Source organism: Acinetobacter sp. AG1 (assembly GCF_001005525.1).
Classification (GTDB): domain Bacteria; phylum Pseudomonadota; class Gammaproteobacteria; order Pseudomonadales; family Moraxellaceae; genus Acinetobacter; species Acinetobacter modestus.
Map to the genome: position 1 here is coordinate 1 of NZ_LBMZ01000097.1, position 16559 is coordinate 16559.

Below are 16559 nucleotides of genomic sequence, written 5' to 3' on the forward strand. Positions count from 1 at the left end.
TTAAATTAATTTAAAGTGTTCTTTTTTATAAAGATAATGTCAATTAACTGCCTTGAACCAATCGTCGTGCGCTGATAATGCCCGGCTGCTGCTCTAAACGAGCTAAAAGACGAGACAATTGCGCCAACCCTTTCACTTCAATCAGTAACTTCATATTGGCAATCCCATCTGCCTCAGAAATCGTATTAACCTGACGAATGTTTATTTGATCTGAGAAAATCACTTGCGTGAGGTCTTTAAGTAGACCACGACGATCATAGGCTTCAACCACAATTTGCACGCTCTGACCACGCGTTGGCTGCATTTCCCAATCTGCTTCAACAGCACGTTCAGGCTCTTGTGTAGTCATACGCAAATAATCTGGACAAGCAACCTTATGGATACTGACACCACGATTTAAAGTGATATAGCCCCCAATCGACTCACCATGTACAGGTTGACAACACTGTGCAATATGCAATTCAACATTATCCAAACCGTCAATCAAAATCCCATGTGCAGATAAGGTATGGCTGGCACGTGGATTTAAGGCAGGTTTTAAGACCAGTTCAGGCTCATCTTGATCCAAGTGCATCTGGCGATTCACTTGATTCATCAAGGCATGCAAACTGATATCACCGCTGACCAAAGCAACTAAAATATCATCGCCAGATTTCAGATTAAAGTGAGATGAATAGTCTTTAAGATCGATACTTTTAGGGTGAATTGCTAACCGTGCTAACTCTTTATTGAGTAACTCACGCCCCACCTCAACATTCTTACTACGATCTTGTTGTCTAAACCAATGCCGCAACTTGTCACGCGCACGAGCAGTTTTGATATAACCTAAAGAGTTCACCAACCAATCACGATTCGGTTCGCGATCTTTTTTGGTTAAAATCTCAACCTGTTCACCCGTCTTCAACGTATAGGTTAATGGCACATAACGTTGATTGACACGTGCTGCATAACACTTATTACCTACCTCAGTATGTACATGGTAAGCAAAATCTAAAACCGTCGAACCTCTTGGCAATTCTTTAATATCACCGTCACGGCTAAATACATAGATTTTTTCAAAATTTTCAAAATCTTGAATTTGATCTATACCATTTGACTCTTCATCCTCACCATGTGGCGTGGTTTCGGTACGCTCTTGATAATGTTCCAGTACCGCACGTAAAGAATGTAGACGATGATTAAATGAATGATCGGTATTTTTTGCACCTTCTTTATAATTAAAATGCGAACAAACGCCCAGTTCGGCTTCATTGTGCATTTCAAAGGTACGAATTTGTACTTCTAAAGACTTATTTTCAGCAATCACTGCTGTGTGTAATGAACGATAGCCGTTGGCTTTTGGATTGGTGACATAGTCATCAAATTGGTTCGGGATATGACGCCACAACTGATGCACAATACCTAAAGCGTGATAACAGTCTGGTACACTTTTTACCAATACACGCACTGCACGAATATCATAAAGCTGATCAAAACTCAGATTTTTGCTTTTCATTTTTCGATAAATCGAATAAATGTGCTTCACTCGTCCAGTGATTTCCGCCTGAATATGATGCATACCCAGTTCAGTCTTTAGCTTATCAATCACAAACTGAATATATTGCTCCCGCTCTAAACGTTTTTCATTCAGCAACGATGCAATTTCTTTGTAACGCTCAGGTGCCAAATAACGGAAAGCGAGATCTTCTAATTCCCATTTTAGCTGTGCAATACCTAATCGATGTGCAAGTGGTGAATAGATCGTTAAAATCTCACGTGCAACGCGTTCTTGGCGTTCTTTACTTGCAGTGGCTAATTCACGTAAAGCATAAGTACGTTCAGCCAATTTGATCAAAACAACGCGTACATCTTCTGTCACTGAAATCAGCATTTTATAAATACCGTTTAAGTGCTCACGCTGATTGTTATTAAAATGATCTTCTAAACGTTTATTTTTTTCAATCAATTCAGAGAGCTTACCCATCGCAAGCGTGCCTTGTACAAGACCAAGCACCTGTTCGCCGAATTGTTGTTGAATATCCTCTAAAGTAATTAAACCTTCGCGCACACTTCGATACAACACTGCCGCTGACAATGTGTCTTCATCAACATGTAAATGCGCCAAAATATCAGCCATACCAATACCTGTACTAAAGGTATTGCTACGATGATGAACCGTGGTTTCTAATTCTTTTGCCAAGGTCAGCTCTGCAACTTTTTGAAGTTGCTTTAGCTCTGCCCCATCCAAAATATCACGCACTCGATCTAGCCAAGAGACCAGACCACTTTGCGCTTCAGCGGCATGTTCTACAGTCGTTTCCTCTGACAACTCATGGAGTCGTCCAGGTAACTGCTCACGTACTGTGACCATACCATTCTCCTCTGGATATGTAACTCATTCTCTAATCGTTTATTTCTTGGGTCTTTTCAAATTGCTCAATTTTTTCAAATAAGGCAATTGATTCAACATGCTCAGTATGGGTAAACATATCCATTACTGCTGCTTTTTTAAGTTGATAACCATATTGTGCCAGTACACCCGCATCCCTTGCCAGTGTTGATGGATTACATGAAACATAAACGATTCTTTTTGCTCCAAAATTAGGTACATATTGCATAACCTCAAACGCACCTGATCGAGGAGGATCAATTAATAATGCATCAAATCCCTGTTTTGCCCAAGAATGATGCGAAAAGTCTTTTGTTAAATCTTGTGAAAAGAACAATGCCTGAGACAATTGATTTGCTTTCGCATTTTCAGTTGCCCGTTGTACCATCTCGTCACTTGCTTCAACACCAACAACTTGGCCGGTCTCACCAACACAACGTGCTAAAGGTAAGGAAAAATTACCCAGTCCACAAAATAGGTCGAGCACTCTCTCCCCTTTTTGTAAATCTAGCAATTCACATGCCAAGTGAATCATCTTTGCATTTACACCACTATTTACCTGAGTAAAGTCTAAAGGTGAAAATGCAAATTTAACCGCAAACTCATCCAGACTATAGTGCAAACGCATAGGTGCTTGAGCATCATCAACACGATGTAAACTATCTGCGCCCTTAGGTTGCAAATACAACTGCCAATCCTTTAGTAACGCAAATTGACGTAATTGGTTGACATCCGACACATTTAATTCATCCAAGTGGCGAATCAATAACGCTGTCTCGGTATCACCCATTGCTAATTCTATATGACCAATGTGGGCTTTGCCTGTTAGACTTTCGAGTAGTTTTCTCAACTCCACCAAACTTTCGGACAAGCGCTGATCAAGAACATGACACTGCTGAATCGGTGTTAAATGATTACTGTGATGCTCACGAAAGCCCATCACCAAACGATTTTGTTTCGCAATATAGCGAACGCCCACTCGAGCACGACGGCGATAATCTATTTTTTCAGAGCGGATTGGATCTAACCATTGCTCTGGTTGTAAACCAGCAAAATGTTGTAAATGTGACTTCAATACATTTTGTTTTAATAAAATCTGTTCATCTGGATGAATATGTTGCAAGCTACAGCCACCACAAACCCCAAAATGCGGACAAATCGGATCGACTCGTCCCACAGCCGCATCACTTTCTAGCTTAACCATATCCGCTTCTTCTAAACGAGAAGTTTGATTGCTAATCTTGGCTTGTACTGTTTCACCCACGAGAGCATAACGAATAAAAACCTTCTTACCGTGCTTTTCTTTTGGATGATCAGGATGCGTTCCATAATGCGCAATCCCTCGCCCCTCATGAGAAAAAGCTTCGATTTGAAAGGTATATGTTGGATATTGAGCTGGGCGCTGTTTCGCTTTATGTTTCAAAAGATCAACCTAATTTTTTGGCGCAAACGTATTTGCGGTAAATACAGTATATTGCGATGTTTGTTGCCATACCTGTAAGAATTCTGTTTGTTGCGTTTGAGTTTGTAAATAATCGATCGTGGTTTGAAGCCAATGCTGATGATCATGTTGATTAAGCTGCCCTTTGAGCAACAACCAACGTAAATAGATCAACCATGTATTTAAAACATCACCTTCACAATAACTGGTCAGTTTTAACCATTGTTCAGTACGGACATACTCTGGCACATGATAACCAGTCTCACCACGTTTCCCAGGGAATCCTAAAAGGCAAGCAACATCATCAAGTTTTTGAAAATTTCGACCATTAAACATTGCCATCACATCCATCAAATCGACATGACGATGGTGATAACGGTTTTGATAGTTATTGAAACGCTTTTGGTTATCAATTTCACCCTGATCAAATAAACTAGACGCAGACAAACCATGATACATGGCGCGGAATAAAATCACAGGCAGATCAAATTGCGAGCCATTCCAACTGATTAGTGTCGGTTGCTTCTTATCAAAAATAGATAAAAATTTAGTCAACATCTCAGCTTCTGTATTTTGCTCCTGACTAAATGAAAAAAGTCGAACACCTTTTTCATCAATCCACAAACCAGAAATACACACAATTTCATGCAAAGGTAGGCGTTGAAAATCTATACCAGATTCTTGACGGCGAATCTTAGTTAATGCTTGTTCAACATCGGCTTCAGGTAAATCAAGATGGTAAAGATGAGCACCGGCCTTTAAATCGGTTAGTGTCTCAATATCAAAAACTAAAATTGGAAAACGTAAATTCATCTTGAAATCTCTTCAAATCCCTCCCAACCCACCTTTTATAAAGGGAGGGTGTTCTCCCTCTTTTTAACAGAGAGGGATTAGGAGGAGATTTTAATCTTGAACTGAAAACAGCCCTGTTGACAAATAACGATCACCTCGGTCACAGATAATGCAGACAATTACAGCATCTGGATGTTCTTCAGCAATTTTAATTGACGCCCAAACTGCACCACCAGAAGAAGTCCCTGCACTAATACCTTCAGTACGTGCTAACTTACGCATGGTTTTTTCTGCTTCGATTTGTGGAATATCAATAATTCGATCCACACGACGACGATCAAAAATAGTTGGAAGATATTCTTCCGGCCAACGACGAATCCCTGCAATGCTCGAACCATCAGATGGTTGTAAGCCCACAATTTGAATATCAGGGTTCTGTTCTTTTAAATACTTAGAGACCCCCATAATCGTTCCTGTCGTCCCCATCGAACTCACAAAGTGGGTAATTTTTCCGCCCGTTTGCTTCCAGATCTCAGGTCCGGTTGTGAGGTAATGCGCCTCTACATTGTCTGGATTACCAAATTGATTTAGGACAAAACCTTTGCCCTCAGCCTGCATTTGTAAAGCTAAATCACGTGCACCTTCCATACCTTGCTGTTGAGTCACTTCGATTAACTCAGCACCATAAGCCAACATTGCATCTTTACGTTCTTGACTCATGTTATTTGGCATGATCAGCTTCATTTTATAACCACGCATGGCTGCAACCATGGCTAAAGCAATGCCAGTGTTACCGCTAGTGGCCTCAATTAAAGTATCACCAGGTTGAATTTGTCCACGCTTCTCTGCTTGAACAATCATGTTATAAGCAGGGCGATCTTTGACTGAGCCAGCAGGATTATTACCTTCTAATTTCGCTAATACGGTAGCTTGAGTATGACTTGCTAAACGTTGCAAACGCACTAAAGGGCTTTTACCGACATAATAGTCTAGTAAAAATTCATCTGCTAAAAAATCAGTTTGCGTATTCGTCATGATCGACACCGATATTAAGGTGGCGACTATTGTATGAAAAAATAAGAAATACTGCACCTTTTCACTATGCTTTTTATTGGCTAGCCAATACCTCTGATTTCGGCAAAGCATGATAAGATGTTTCACAGAATGATAAATCTGACCGCGCTATGTCAAATTTCAATAAAACCCTATCTAAACGCTTACGGCTCAATCATGCTTATGGACAATTGATTGCACTTATTTTAGTGCCAATCGCTGTTCTAACAGGAGTTGGTATTTTATGGGTTCTATCTGAAACCACCAGTGCAGCAAAACAACAACAATATTCAGATGCTTCTGCGATTTTAGCTCGCTACCATCAAACCGCAGAAAAATTACTACAACTGGTACAACAACACCCCGATCAATATGATCGCGCTCAAAACATTATGCAAAAAATGTTTGATGAGAAAAACTTACAACGCGCTGTCATTATTGATAACCAAGGGCAAACCTATCTCAGTGTTGGTTATCAAAATAATCGTTTTTGGCCAACTTTCCCAAATAACAGTAATTTTTTTGGTCCAATCGCACATAACCACAACAGCATCTATGGTGCAAAATTGGCTGGTGGTAATAACGAATCGATTTGGCTCATGATTGAATTAGACAATCAGCCACTTGAGTTAGCTCGTTATAAAATTCTATTAGCCTTGGTCGTTACTGGACTAATCACCCTATTACTTTTATTACTTTGCTTAAACGTATTTTCAAGAATTTGGCTTGCGCCACTCTATGAAATTCGCATGCAGATGCAACGCTTAAATGCAGATACACTTGATCAGCATATCGTGGTGAACAGTACAGGTGAGTTACGCTTACTCCAGCGTGATATTGCCAATGTAGTCAAACGTTTACATTTTAGCTTCTTGGAGTTGAAAGAGCATACTGAACAAACCGAAGAGGATTTACGTCGTACTTTAGATACACTCGAAGTCCAAAATATTACTTATCGTCAAGCACGTGACCAAGCGATTTCATCGAATCAATCTAAATCAGTCTTTTTAGCCAATATCAGTCATGAACTTAGAACACCTCTCAACAGTATTGATGGTTTTATTCACCTCTTGCTTCGTCAGCAAAACTTAAGTAATGAACAGAACCTGTATCTTCAAACTATTCGTAAATCTTCAGCTCACCTTTTAGCACTCATTAATGATGTCCTCGATTTTTCTAAAATTGATGCAGGTAAATTAGAGCTCGAAACAGCGCCATTTGATTTGGAAGAAGCTATTTTTGATGTGATGGATATGCTTTCTCCGCTTGCAGCGCAAAAACATATCAATATGGCATTTTACTATGCTGAGAATATTCCACAGCATGTGGTTGGCGATGCCTTACGTTTTAAGCAAATTCTGACCAACCTCATTTCCAATGCCATTAAGTTCACTCCAGATGGTGAAATCATCGTTCGTGTACGTATGGAAGATGATGATATTGGACAATGCCTATTACATTTCAGCGTTCAAGATAGTGGTATTGGTCTCAGTGGTACCGACCGTAAAAAATTATTTGAATCATTCTCTCAAGGCGATGCTTCCGTTACTCGTCAATTTGGTGGTACAGGATTAGGCTTAGCGATTTCCAAACAACTTGTTCATTTGATGCATGGTCAAATTGGCTTTGAAGACAACCAAGAACGTGCCCCAACAGAAAAAGGTTCAACCTTTTGGTTTACGGCTTCATTTAAAGTGGATGAACAAGATGAATTTGTTGAGCATCCACATTTTGATCATTTACAAGTGGTCTCTTACCTTGCCCATCCTGCCACAGCGAGCGTGCTTCGTTCATATTTAGAAAACTACCGTGTCTCACATATCGAAACACAATCGATTTTGGATTTATTCAGCCGTCTGAACCATTTAAATCAGCAAGAAAACACATGGCTGATTGTCGATCACAGTGGTGACACAGAAGCACTACTCAAAGAAATTCGTCAGCGTTACCAAGGGAACTTAGCCGTTTACGGTTATCAAATGAGCCTTGAGCCGAACATGCTGAATGAATATCGTGCGCGCCCGCTCTACCAACCATTGAGTCGTCGTGAACTAGTTCAGTTATTGGGAAATCAACCTATCTTCGAGCCAGAACCAGAAAACTTTAATGGTCAAGGATTACATATACTTGCTGTAGACGATCATTTACCTAACTTGATTGTACTGGAAGCATTACTTGGTGAATTGAACGTCACCACTACAAAAGCGCTCAGCGGGCAGAAAGCGATTGATATCATTCAAGCACGTATACAACAAAAATTACCGCCATTTGACTTAGTCTTTATGGACATCCAAATGCCAGTGATGTCAGGAATCGATACAACACGAGCAATTCGTTCCTTAGAGTCAACTTTAGATACAGGCATGCAACTTCCGATTATTGCACTCACTGCACATGCTCTAGCAGACGAGAAGCAAAAATTACTCAAAGTTGGTATGAATGATTACGTAACCAAACCGATTCAAATGGAACAAATCATTCAAATCTTAACACACTGGACGAAAAACAATTTCTCTTCTCAACCAGCAAATACGGAACAAAAACGTTCAACTGAAACGATTGATCCTCAAATTTTGAATTGGCAACAAAGTGTTCAATTAGCAGCGAACAAAGAAGATCTAGCACAAGATCTATTGAATATGTTGGTAGACAGTTTCGATACTGAACTTGCTGAAATGCAACAATTAATTGAAATGGAAGACTTTCCTCAACTGGAACATGTATTGCACCGTCTATATGGTGCTACTCGATACGTAGGAACACCGAATTTGCAACAGGTTTCTGGCGAGTTTGAACAATTCGTTTCAACCCTGCGTAAAGAACGACGTAAAGCAGACGACGGCTTTATTCGGGAAACAAATTATCGCTTTAACGAATTAAATACAGCCATTGAACAGGTACGACAAGCCGCAAATCTCATCTTACACGCCCATGACATTTAATGTGACTGCGGTGTCATGTTTCAGGTTAAAGACTCATGTTATGCTGCCCCAATCAAACACAATAAGAGTATGGTAAATGGCACTTTTACGCGTTGAAAAGAACAATGGGATTGCAACTGTTTCCTTAAATCGACCAGATAAACGCAATGCAATGAGTTTTGCGTTATTAAAAGAACTGGTTGCAACAGCTAAAAAAATTGAGAAAGATCGTTCAATTCGTTGTGTCATCCTCACGGGTGAAGCACAGGTATTTAGTGCTGGTATCGACTTATCAGATCTAAATAATCCAAAAAATACAGCATTTGCAGCATGGGAACTGATCAAACCAGGACAAAGCTTATTTCAAAAAGCTTTTTTAATTTGGCAAAATTTGCCTATTCCAGTTATTGCAGCGATCGAAGGTTTTTGCTTTGGTGCAGGAATGCAGCTTGCACTCGCAGCGGATATTCGTATTGCGACTCCCACTACTAAAATGTCGATTATGGAAAGCCGTTGGGGCCTAGTACCTGACATGGGTTTAACACGCTCATTAAAAGGGCTGATCGGCGTTGATCTAGCCAAAGAACTAACGCTGACTGCGCGTATCTTTGACGCAGAATACGCTAAAGAAATTGGTCTAGTGACACATTTAGATCAAGATCCATTAGCCAAAGCAAACGTGATCGCCAAAGAAATCTTACAGCGCTCGCCAGATGCAATTATGGCAGCGAAACGAGTATTGGATGCAATGGAACATCAACCTGAAAAGGCTTTACGTTTAGAAAAACTGTGGCAGCTTAAATTACTTTTAGGTAAAAACAGTAGCCTTGCACGCAAAAAAGATAAAAATCCAGAAATTCAATTCTTGCCGCGCCAATATAAATAAGCACCAGGATAAATTCACATGCATGCGAATCAACAAACACCTATCGCGTTCTTAGGTATGGGTTTAATGGGTACACGTATGGCTTCTCGACTTCTTCAAGCTGGTTATACTGTAGCTGTATGGAATCGCAGCCAACATGCATGTGAAGCACTTATTCAACAAGGTGCAACTCAGTTAGAATTAAACAAGATTGCGGAATACCCTGTTATTTTAATCTGTTTAGCGGATGATCAAGCTGTTCAAAGCGTTTTCGATCAAATCCAGCCCTATTTAAAAGCAGAGCAAGTGATTGTTGATTTTTCTAGCTTGTCGGTAACCGTGACACAACAATTGGCGCAATCTGCCCAACAGCAACAAGTGACTTGGATTGACTCGCCTGTTTCAGGTGGGACTATCGGGGCAGAACAAGGTACATTGGTCATTTTTGCTGGTGGCGATGAACACACCATCCAAGCACTCGAGCCTATTTATAAAGTCTTATCACAACGTGTCACCCGTATGGGTGAAACAGGGACTGGACAAGCCACCAAAATTTGTAACCAATTAATAGTTGCTGCAAATAGCACGTTGATCGCAGAAGCTGTTGCATTAGCAAGCCAAGCAGGCGTAGATACTAACTTGCTTGCCCCTGCTCTCGCGGGCGGTTTTGCAGATTCTAAACCATTTCAAATTTTAGCTCCTCGTATGGCAACCCATACTTTCGAGCCTGTGCAATGGAAAGTGCAGACCTTATCCAAAGACCTTAATAATGCATTAAAACTTGCACATAGTTTTAACCTAAATATACCTGTTGCACAAAAAGCTCTACTACAGTTACAAGCCCACCAAGAAAACGGCTTTGCTGATAATGATTTAGCGACTATTATTCAATATATAGAGCAATAATAATTGATTGAAGGAGATTGAATATGAGCCATCTTGCAGTCAATTTGTCGATGATTTTTACGGAAGTCCCTTTGATTGAGCGTTTTGCTTTAGCTCATGCACATGGCTTCCAACATATCGAAATTCAGTTCCCATATGAATTAGAAATTTTTGATATTCAAACTCAGCTTGAACAATACGATCTTTCCCTTTGCCTCATTAATGTGCCTGCTGGCGATTTAATGCAGGGCGGTAATGGCCTAGCAGGTATTCCTGGAAAAGAAATTGAATTTCATCATGCCCTTATGCTTGCAATTCGTTATGCAAAGGCACTGAATGTTCCTCGAGTTAATATTTTAGCGGGTAAACAGCCTCAAGATGCTGACCTCTTACCCTGTTTAAATACCTTAGCAAGCAATTTGAAACTGGCTTGCCACATGCTCAGTGAACAAGGTATTGAACCCGTTTTTGAAATGATTAATGGCACAGATATGCCACGCTTTCTAGTTCAGAATATCGCTCAAGCCCAAGAAATGCTGGAAGTCGTCAACCATCCTGCTTTAAAAATGCAATATGATTGTTACCATATGGCAATGATGGGTGAAGAGATTTTGGCTGGATTACAGGAAAATTTACATCAAATTGGACATATCCAATTCGCCGACTATCCAAATCGACATGAACCTGACACAGGAAATATTCCCTATAAGCAAATTTTTGACTGGTTACGTCAAAGTGACTATCAAGGTTATATTGGTGCAGAATACCGACCAAAAACTCAATCAGATCAATCTTTTGCATGGAAAGAAAAGTACTTTTCCAATGACGTGAATACATAAACTGTTACTGCTGAAATTTGAATTTTATAGAGAAAAACGGTATATTTGACGATGAGCAATTGTCAGGAAAATATACCCTCTATGAATTTAGAACCATCGCCCAGCGCTTCTAATTCTCACGACCTAAAAATCAAAACAGCAAACAAAGATGTACATGCTTGTTTAAAAGTTGTACATGAAGTCCTTACTGATGTAAAAGCCAAAGATATTCTAGAACTTGATGTAAGTTCTATTAGCAATGTTGCCGATGCAATTGTGATTGCAAGCGGAACATCTACTCGTCATGTCAAAGCACTTGCTGACAATGTTGCTGATGAAGCACGTAAAGCAGGTTTTCGCCCGATTGGTGTTGAGGGTGAACGAGACGCTGAATGGATCCTAATTGATCTAGGGTTCGTTGTTGTACACGTTATGTTACCTACCGCCCGTAAGTTCTATGACTTAGAAAGTTTATGGCGTGCACCAGAATCAGTAGCGTAATGCTCAAAAAAGCGACCCAAATTGGTCGCTTTTTTTATATTCATAATAACTGTTTTAAATCAATTTCAGGATATTGTTGCTTCACTATATTCTTAATCTGCGCATAAAGCTGATCAGCTTTATTTGGCCCATAAAAATCACAATAAATGGCATAAAAAATTGTAATCAGTTCCGCATAGAGTGTTTGAGGTATTTGCTTAAGACAATTTTTTTCTGAACCATCAATAAACCGATAAGCAGCCAATGAGCGATGCTTCTTCATTTTTATCCCCAATTCATCTACGAACTCTAAATAATCATTCCGATGAACTGATTTTAAAATTGTGATAATAAAATCATAAAAAGCTTGAAATAGATCTACAGGCTGCTCTTCTTCCACAATCACCACATCTTGATCTTCTTTAACCTCAAGATGTTGCTGTTTTTCAACAATCGATATTTCATGCAAGACCTGACGCAACATGTCTTTGCGGAGCAATCGCAACTCATGTGTTGTACAAATTTCACTTAAAAAACGGTTTAATACAAAAGAAGGCTGATGTCCATATTCACTTTCCCAATACTGTAAAACACGTTGCAACACGGTATCTGGCAAAAATTGGGATAATCCTTTTGTGACTGCCTGCTTCTTTTGTTCAATTGTCAGTTCTACCATAACGATCACCCCTTAATGCCGATGAGTGATGTTTTCAGTCTCAAAAGTCACATCTCTTTGAAACTCAGGATAAGATAACTCCGCATGTTCAGTGTAGTCCAAACCACGTTGTTCATGCTGTTGTGAAACTCGCAAACCACCTAAGAGCTTATCAAGTAATTTAAACATAATAAAAGATGCACCAAATCCCCAAATCAATGCAGCTCCCACACCTAAGGCTTGAACAAGAATAATATCTAAATTAAATAGTGCTTTTTCAAAGAAAATACCTGCGGCTAATGTCCCCCATGCACCACAAACACCATGAACAGTCACTGCATCCACAACATCATCTAATTGCATCTTTTCTATAAATTGTGGAACAAAGGTAATTAAAAATCCCGCGATTGCCCCTGTGATAATGGCAAACGGCGGTGACATTGTGGCACATCCTGCCGTAATTGCGACTAGGCCTGCTAATGAAGCATTAATCGTATGACGCATCAAGACTGCTTTTGATTGAAGCAGTGCAAGAATCATATAAGTTGAAGCTGCCGCACACGCAGCAAGATGTGTATTCAGTGCAATACGCCCAATACTAACACTGGCTGCAACGGTTGAGGCGGCATTAAAACCAAACCAAGCAAACCACAAAATAAAGCCCCCTAATGCAACAAGAGGTAAGTTATGTCCTGCTAAAAAATGGCTTTGCCCTTTGCGACCAAATCGACCTAAACGTGGTCCTAACACGATAATGCCTGCCAGTGCCACCCAACCACCAATTGAATGCACGACTGTTGAACCTGCAAAATCAATAAAACCTAGAGCTTTTAACCAACCATCTCCACCAAACAATCCTCCCCAAGCCCAACTTCCAAATATCGGATAAATCACACCGCTGACAAAGATTGCACTCACCACATAGGCCACAAAATGTATTCGCTCTGCCATCGCACCACTTGCAATCGTGGTTGCTGTTGCTGCAAACATCATTTGGAAAAATAATAAATTCCAATGCCAGTCATCTAATTGACTCGGCATAAAATATCCCCACCCTATCCAGCCTGTTTGATTTAAACCGAACATCAAACCAAAACCAAATAGCCAGAAAATGATGCCGCCTATACAGGTATCCATATAATTTTTCATAAGAACATTAACGGTATTCTTACTACGAACAGATCCACTTTCGATTAAAGCAAATCCTGCTTGCATAAAGAAAACTAAAATTCCACCAACAACCACCCACACGCTATCCAAGGAAAGGCGAATTTCTTGAATATTAGGTGTAGTTTCGGCAAAAGTAGCGGAAGAGAGAAACAACAGAAATGGCAAAATCAATACGACATTTTTCATATAATTCCCCTAAAAAGAACAAGAAATTAAATGCAAAGAGAATGCCAAAACAAACTTCATTTATTCAAAAAATTTATTGGTTTATATTTATCTATCATAAAAAAGCGATTTAACATTCATATTGATGATTAAAGTTTTTTACTCAAAGTACAAAGATGAGCTATTGGTAATTTTAAAAAATTGACATGACAAATTGTCAAATTTAACGCACTATAACACTACCTTAGAACTCAGTTAATAAAAAGTATCACAGGAGTAACACATGAAGGTCTTGATTACAGGTGCAAATACAGGAATTGGCTTTGCTACAGCGGAACAATTGGTCAAACAAGGACAGCATGTCATTCTTGCCTGCCGCAATCCTCAAAAAGCACAAGCTGCACAAGAAAAATTACGTAAACTTGATCAAGCACAAGTAGACTTAGTTTCACTTGATTTAAATAGTCTTGAACAAACCCGAAAAGCGGCAGATCAAATCGCCGATCAATATGGCAATCTAGATGTTTTAATTAACAATGCCGGTCTTTTTGCCAAAACCAAGCAACTCACCGCTGATGGATTTGAACAACAATTTGGGGTGAATTATTTAGGACATTTCCTTTTAACTCAAAAATTACTCCCTGTTCTAGAAAAAGCTCCTAAAGCCCGAATCGTACACCTTGCTTCAATTGCACATTGGGCGGGTTCAATCAAACCAAATAAATTTCGTGCTGAGGGTTTTTATAATCCACTGTTTTATTATGGCCAGTCTAAACTTGCAAATCTATTATTCAGTAATGCACTAGCAGAAAGAATGGCAAACAGCACAATTACCAATAATGCTTTACATCCAGGCGGTGTTGCATCAGATATCTATAGAGAACTCCCTAAACCAGTATATGAAGTCATGAAAATTGGTTTAGTGCCAACCTCGGTTCCTGCAAAGTTGATTACACAAATGGCGACTGGAGATGAGTGGGCAAAGCGTAATGGAGAATATGTCAGTGCTCATATGCCAGATTGGAAATCACCACATGCTAAAAACCAACAGCTTGCACGCGATCTTTATGCTCAGTCTATGGATCTGGTAGAAAAATATCTTTAATTAAATCGAAAATAAAAAAGCCACCCGAGGGTGGCTTTTACAATCTTAATGAGGTCAGATTAGTGACCACCACCATTAATTGCTTTCGTCATATCTTCCACAACTTTCTTCGCATCACCGAAGATCATCATCGTTTTTTCGTTATAGAACAAGTCATTGTCTAAGCCAGCATAACCTGTTGCCATAGAACGCTTGATCACCATGATGGTACGTGCTTTATGCGCTTCAAGGATCGGCATACCATAGATTGGTGATGTCGGATCGTCTTTCGCCGCAGGGTTCACTACATCATTCGCACCAATCACAAGTACTACGTCTGTTGCAGGGAAGTCTGAGTTAATCTCATCCATCTCTAAGATGTCTTCATATGCAACATCAGCTTCAGCAAGTAATACGTTCATATGACCAGGCATACGCCCAGCAACTGGGTGAATCGCGAAGCGAACTTTTACGCCTTGCTCTTTCAAAATTTCACACAATTCTTTTACAGCATTCTGTGCACGACCTTGCGCCATACCATAACCAGGTACGATCACAACGCTGTCTGCATTTGACATCAGGAAGCCTGCGTCATCTGCTGAACCAGAACGGTGATTACGTTGAACTTGCTCACCTTTATCTGCTGATGCAACTGCTGCACCACCCATCGCACCACCAAACAAGACGTTGATGATTGAACGGTTCATCGCCTTACACATGATGTAAGAAAGAATCGCACCAGAAGAACCTACAAGCGAACCCGCAACGATCAACATATTGTTTTCAAGTGTGAAACCAATACCTGCCGCAGCCCAACCAGAGAATGAGTTCAAGAGTGATACTACAACTGGCATATCACCACCACCTACTGGCGCAATCCATACCCAGCCAAATGCAAGTGCAAGTGCTGTCATTGCCCAGAATGCAGTCATGTTACCCGTAGTGAAGAAGTAGAAACCACATGCAAGCATCGCAATAAAGATTGTTGCTTGAACTGGTTTAACCCATGCACCAGAAATTGTTTTTGCCCATTTCTTCGCAGCCAATTTACCGTAAGCAAATACCGACGCAGTAAATGTAATCGCACCAACGAAACAACCAACAAACAATTCGAATAAATGAACTGGACTCATATGTGCGTGTTGAACACCAGCAGCAGTTAAAGCAGCTTCATTTTGTTCAAATAATACATTGAGTTGGTTGTTGTGCAGAATCGCAGCAATCGCAATCAATACCGCAGCCAAGCCCACAAGAGAGTGCATCAATGCTACAGTCTCAGGCATTTGCGTCATTGGAACTGTTTTCGCACGTGCGATACCAACAACAGCACCCAATACCATTGCACCGCCAATCATCCAAACTACTGGATGCTCAGCAACAAAGAAGGTTGTTACTACAGCAATCGCCATTGCGATCATACCGTAGCGGTTACCTGCAATTGCAGTCTTAGGGCCAGACAAGCCACGTAAAGTTAAGATAAAGAGGACAGCACCAATCAGGTAGAACCAATCCGCATAGTCTCGAATAAATTCCATTGCTTAGCCCTCTTTTTTCTTTTGCTTCGGCTTGAACATTTCAAGCATACGAGCAGTTACAGCAAAGCCACCAAAAATGTTGATACTTGCCAAGAACACAGCAACAGCACCTAAGATGCTTACAACATTTACACTTTGGAATGCTACATTGGCATCAACACCAATTGCAGGCATACCTACAGTCTGGATCATCGCTCCAACCACAATAATTGAAGACAACGCATTCGTTACTGCCATTAATGGTGTATGTAACGCTGGCGTTACACCCCACACCACGTAATAACCTACGAAGATGGCAAGGACGAAAATTGTAATCGTTTCAACCAT

The 16559-nt window shown here is 40.2% G+C and carries 14 protein-coding genes; 6 read left to right on the plus strand and 8 right to left on the minus strand.

Features of this window, described 5'->3' with window-relative positions:
* Positions 1-43: 43 nt before the first annotated feature.
* The 4 genes from AAV96_RS04825 to cysM form a co-directional block, all read right to left on the minus strand.
* A complete protein-coding gene (locus AAV96_RS04825) occupies positions 44-2350 on the minus strand; it encodes a RelA/SpoT family protein (protein WP_004664174.1) in 2307 nt (768 codons plus the stop codon).
* A 31-nt stretch (positions 2351-2381) separates the two neighbouring features.
* Positions 2382-3791: a 23S rRNA (uracil(1939)-C(5))-methyltransferase RlmD gene (rlmD, locus tag AAV96_RS04830; protein ID WP_046738492.1), complete on the minus strand. Its 1410-nt coding sequence runs from the start codon at positions 3789-3791 to the stop codon at positions 2382-2384.
* A gap of 9 nt (positions 3792-3800) precedes the next feature.
* Positions 3801-4622 (minus strand): 3'-5' exonuclease, encoded by an 822-nt coding sequence (locus tag AAV96_RS04835; RefSeq protein ID WP_046738493.1) that lies wholly within the window; start codon positions 4620-4622, stop codon positions 3801-3803.
* 90 nt (positions 4623-4712) lie between these two features.
* A complete protein-coding gene (gene cysM, locus AAV96_RS04840) occupies positions 4713-5636 on the minus strand; it encodes a cysteine synthase CysM (protein WP_004664170.1) in 924 nt (307 codons plus the stop codon).
* Between the two features lie 149 nt (positions 5637-5785).
* Between cysM and AAV96_RS04845 the strand changes: the two genes are divergently transcribed.
* From AAV96_RS04845 to rsfS, 5 genes are all read left to right on the plus strand, one after another.
* Entirely contained in the window at positions 5786-8596 is a 2811-nt protein-coding gene (locus tag AAV96_RS04845) for an ATP-binding protein (protein WP_046738494.1), read from the plus strand.
* Between the two features lie 76 nt (positions 8597-8672).
* Complete coding sequence (locus AAV96_RS04850) at positions 8673-9461, plus strand: crotonase/enoyl-CoA hydratase family protein (protein ID WP_046738495.1); 789 nt, start codon at positions 8673-8675, stop codon at positions 9459-9461.
* Between the two features lie 18 nt (positions 9462-9479).
* Complete coding sequence (locus AAV96_RS04855; protein WP_046738496.1) at positions 9480-10346, plus strand: NAD(P)-dependent oxidoreductase; 867 nt, start codon at positions 9480-9482, stop codon at positions 10344-10346.
* A gap of 23 nt (positions 10347-10369) precedes the next feature.
* Positions 10370-11164 carry a hydroxypyruvate isomerase family protein gene (locus AAV96_RS04860; protein ID WP_004664162.1) on the plus strand — a complete coding sequence of 265 codons (795 nt, stop codon included), beginning with the start codon at positions 10370-10372 and terminating at the stop codon, positions 11162-11164.
* Positions 11165-11245: 81 nt separating this feature from the next.
* Positions 11246-11644: a ribosome silencing factor gene (gene rsfS, locus AAV96_RS04865; RefSeq protein WP_046738497.1), complete on the plus strand. Its 399-nt coding sequence runs from the start codon at positions 11246-11248 to the stop codon at positions 11642-11644.
* A gap of 40 nt (positions 11645-11684) precedes the next feature.
* Here the strand turns inward: rsfS and AAV96_RS04870 are convergent, their stop codons facing one another.
* Positions 11685-12299: a hypothetical protein gene (locus tag AAV96_RS04870; protein WP_004664158.1), complete on the minus strand. Its 615-nt coding sequence runs from the start codon at positions 12297-12299 to the stop codon at positions 11685-11687.
* Positions 12300-12311: 12 nt separating this feature from the next.
* Positions 12312-13634 (minus strand): ammonium transporter, encoded by a 1323-nt coding sequence (locus AAV96_RS04875; protein ID WP_046738498.1) that lies wholly within the window; start codon positions 13632-13634, stop codon positions 12312-12314.
* A gap of 262 nt (positions 13635-13896) precedes the next feature.
* On the opposite strand from AAV96_RS04875, the gene AAV96_RS04880 reads away from it, so the two are divergent.
* The gene (locus AAV96_RS04880) at positions 13897-14718 is read left to right on the plus strand and encodes an SDR family NAD(P)-dependent oxidoreductase (protein ID WP_046738499.1); all 822 of its coding nucleotides are present in this window, start codon (positions 13897-13899) and stop codon (positions 14716-14718) included.
* A gap of 59 nt (positions 14719-14777) precedes the next feature.
* On the opposite strand, the gene AAV96_RS04885 is transcribed toward AAV96_RS04880, so the two are convergent.
* Entirely contained in the window at positions 14778-16232 is a 1455-nt protein-coding gene (locus tag AAV96_RS04885) for an NAD(P)(+) transhydrogenase (Re/Si-specific) subunit beta (protein ID WP_004664155.1), read from the minus strand.
* A 3-nt stretch (positions 16233-16235) separates the two neighbouring features.
* A complete protein-coding gene (locus AAV96_RS04890) occupies positions 16236-16559 on the minus strand; it encodes a proton-translocating transhydrogenase family protein (RefSeq protein ID WP_004664154.1) in 324 nt (107 codons plus the stop codon).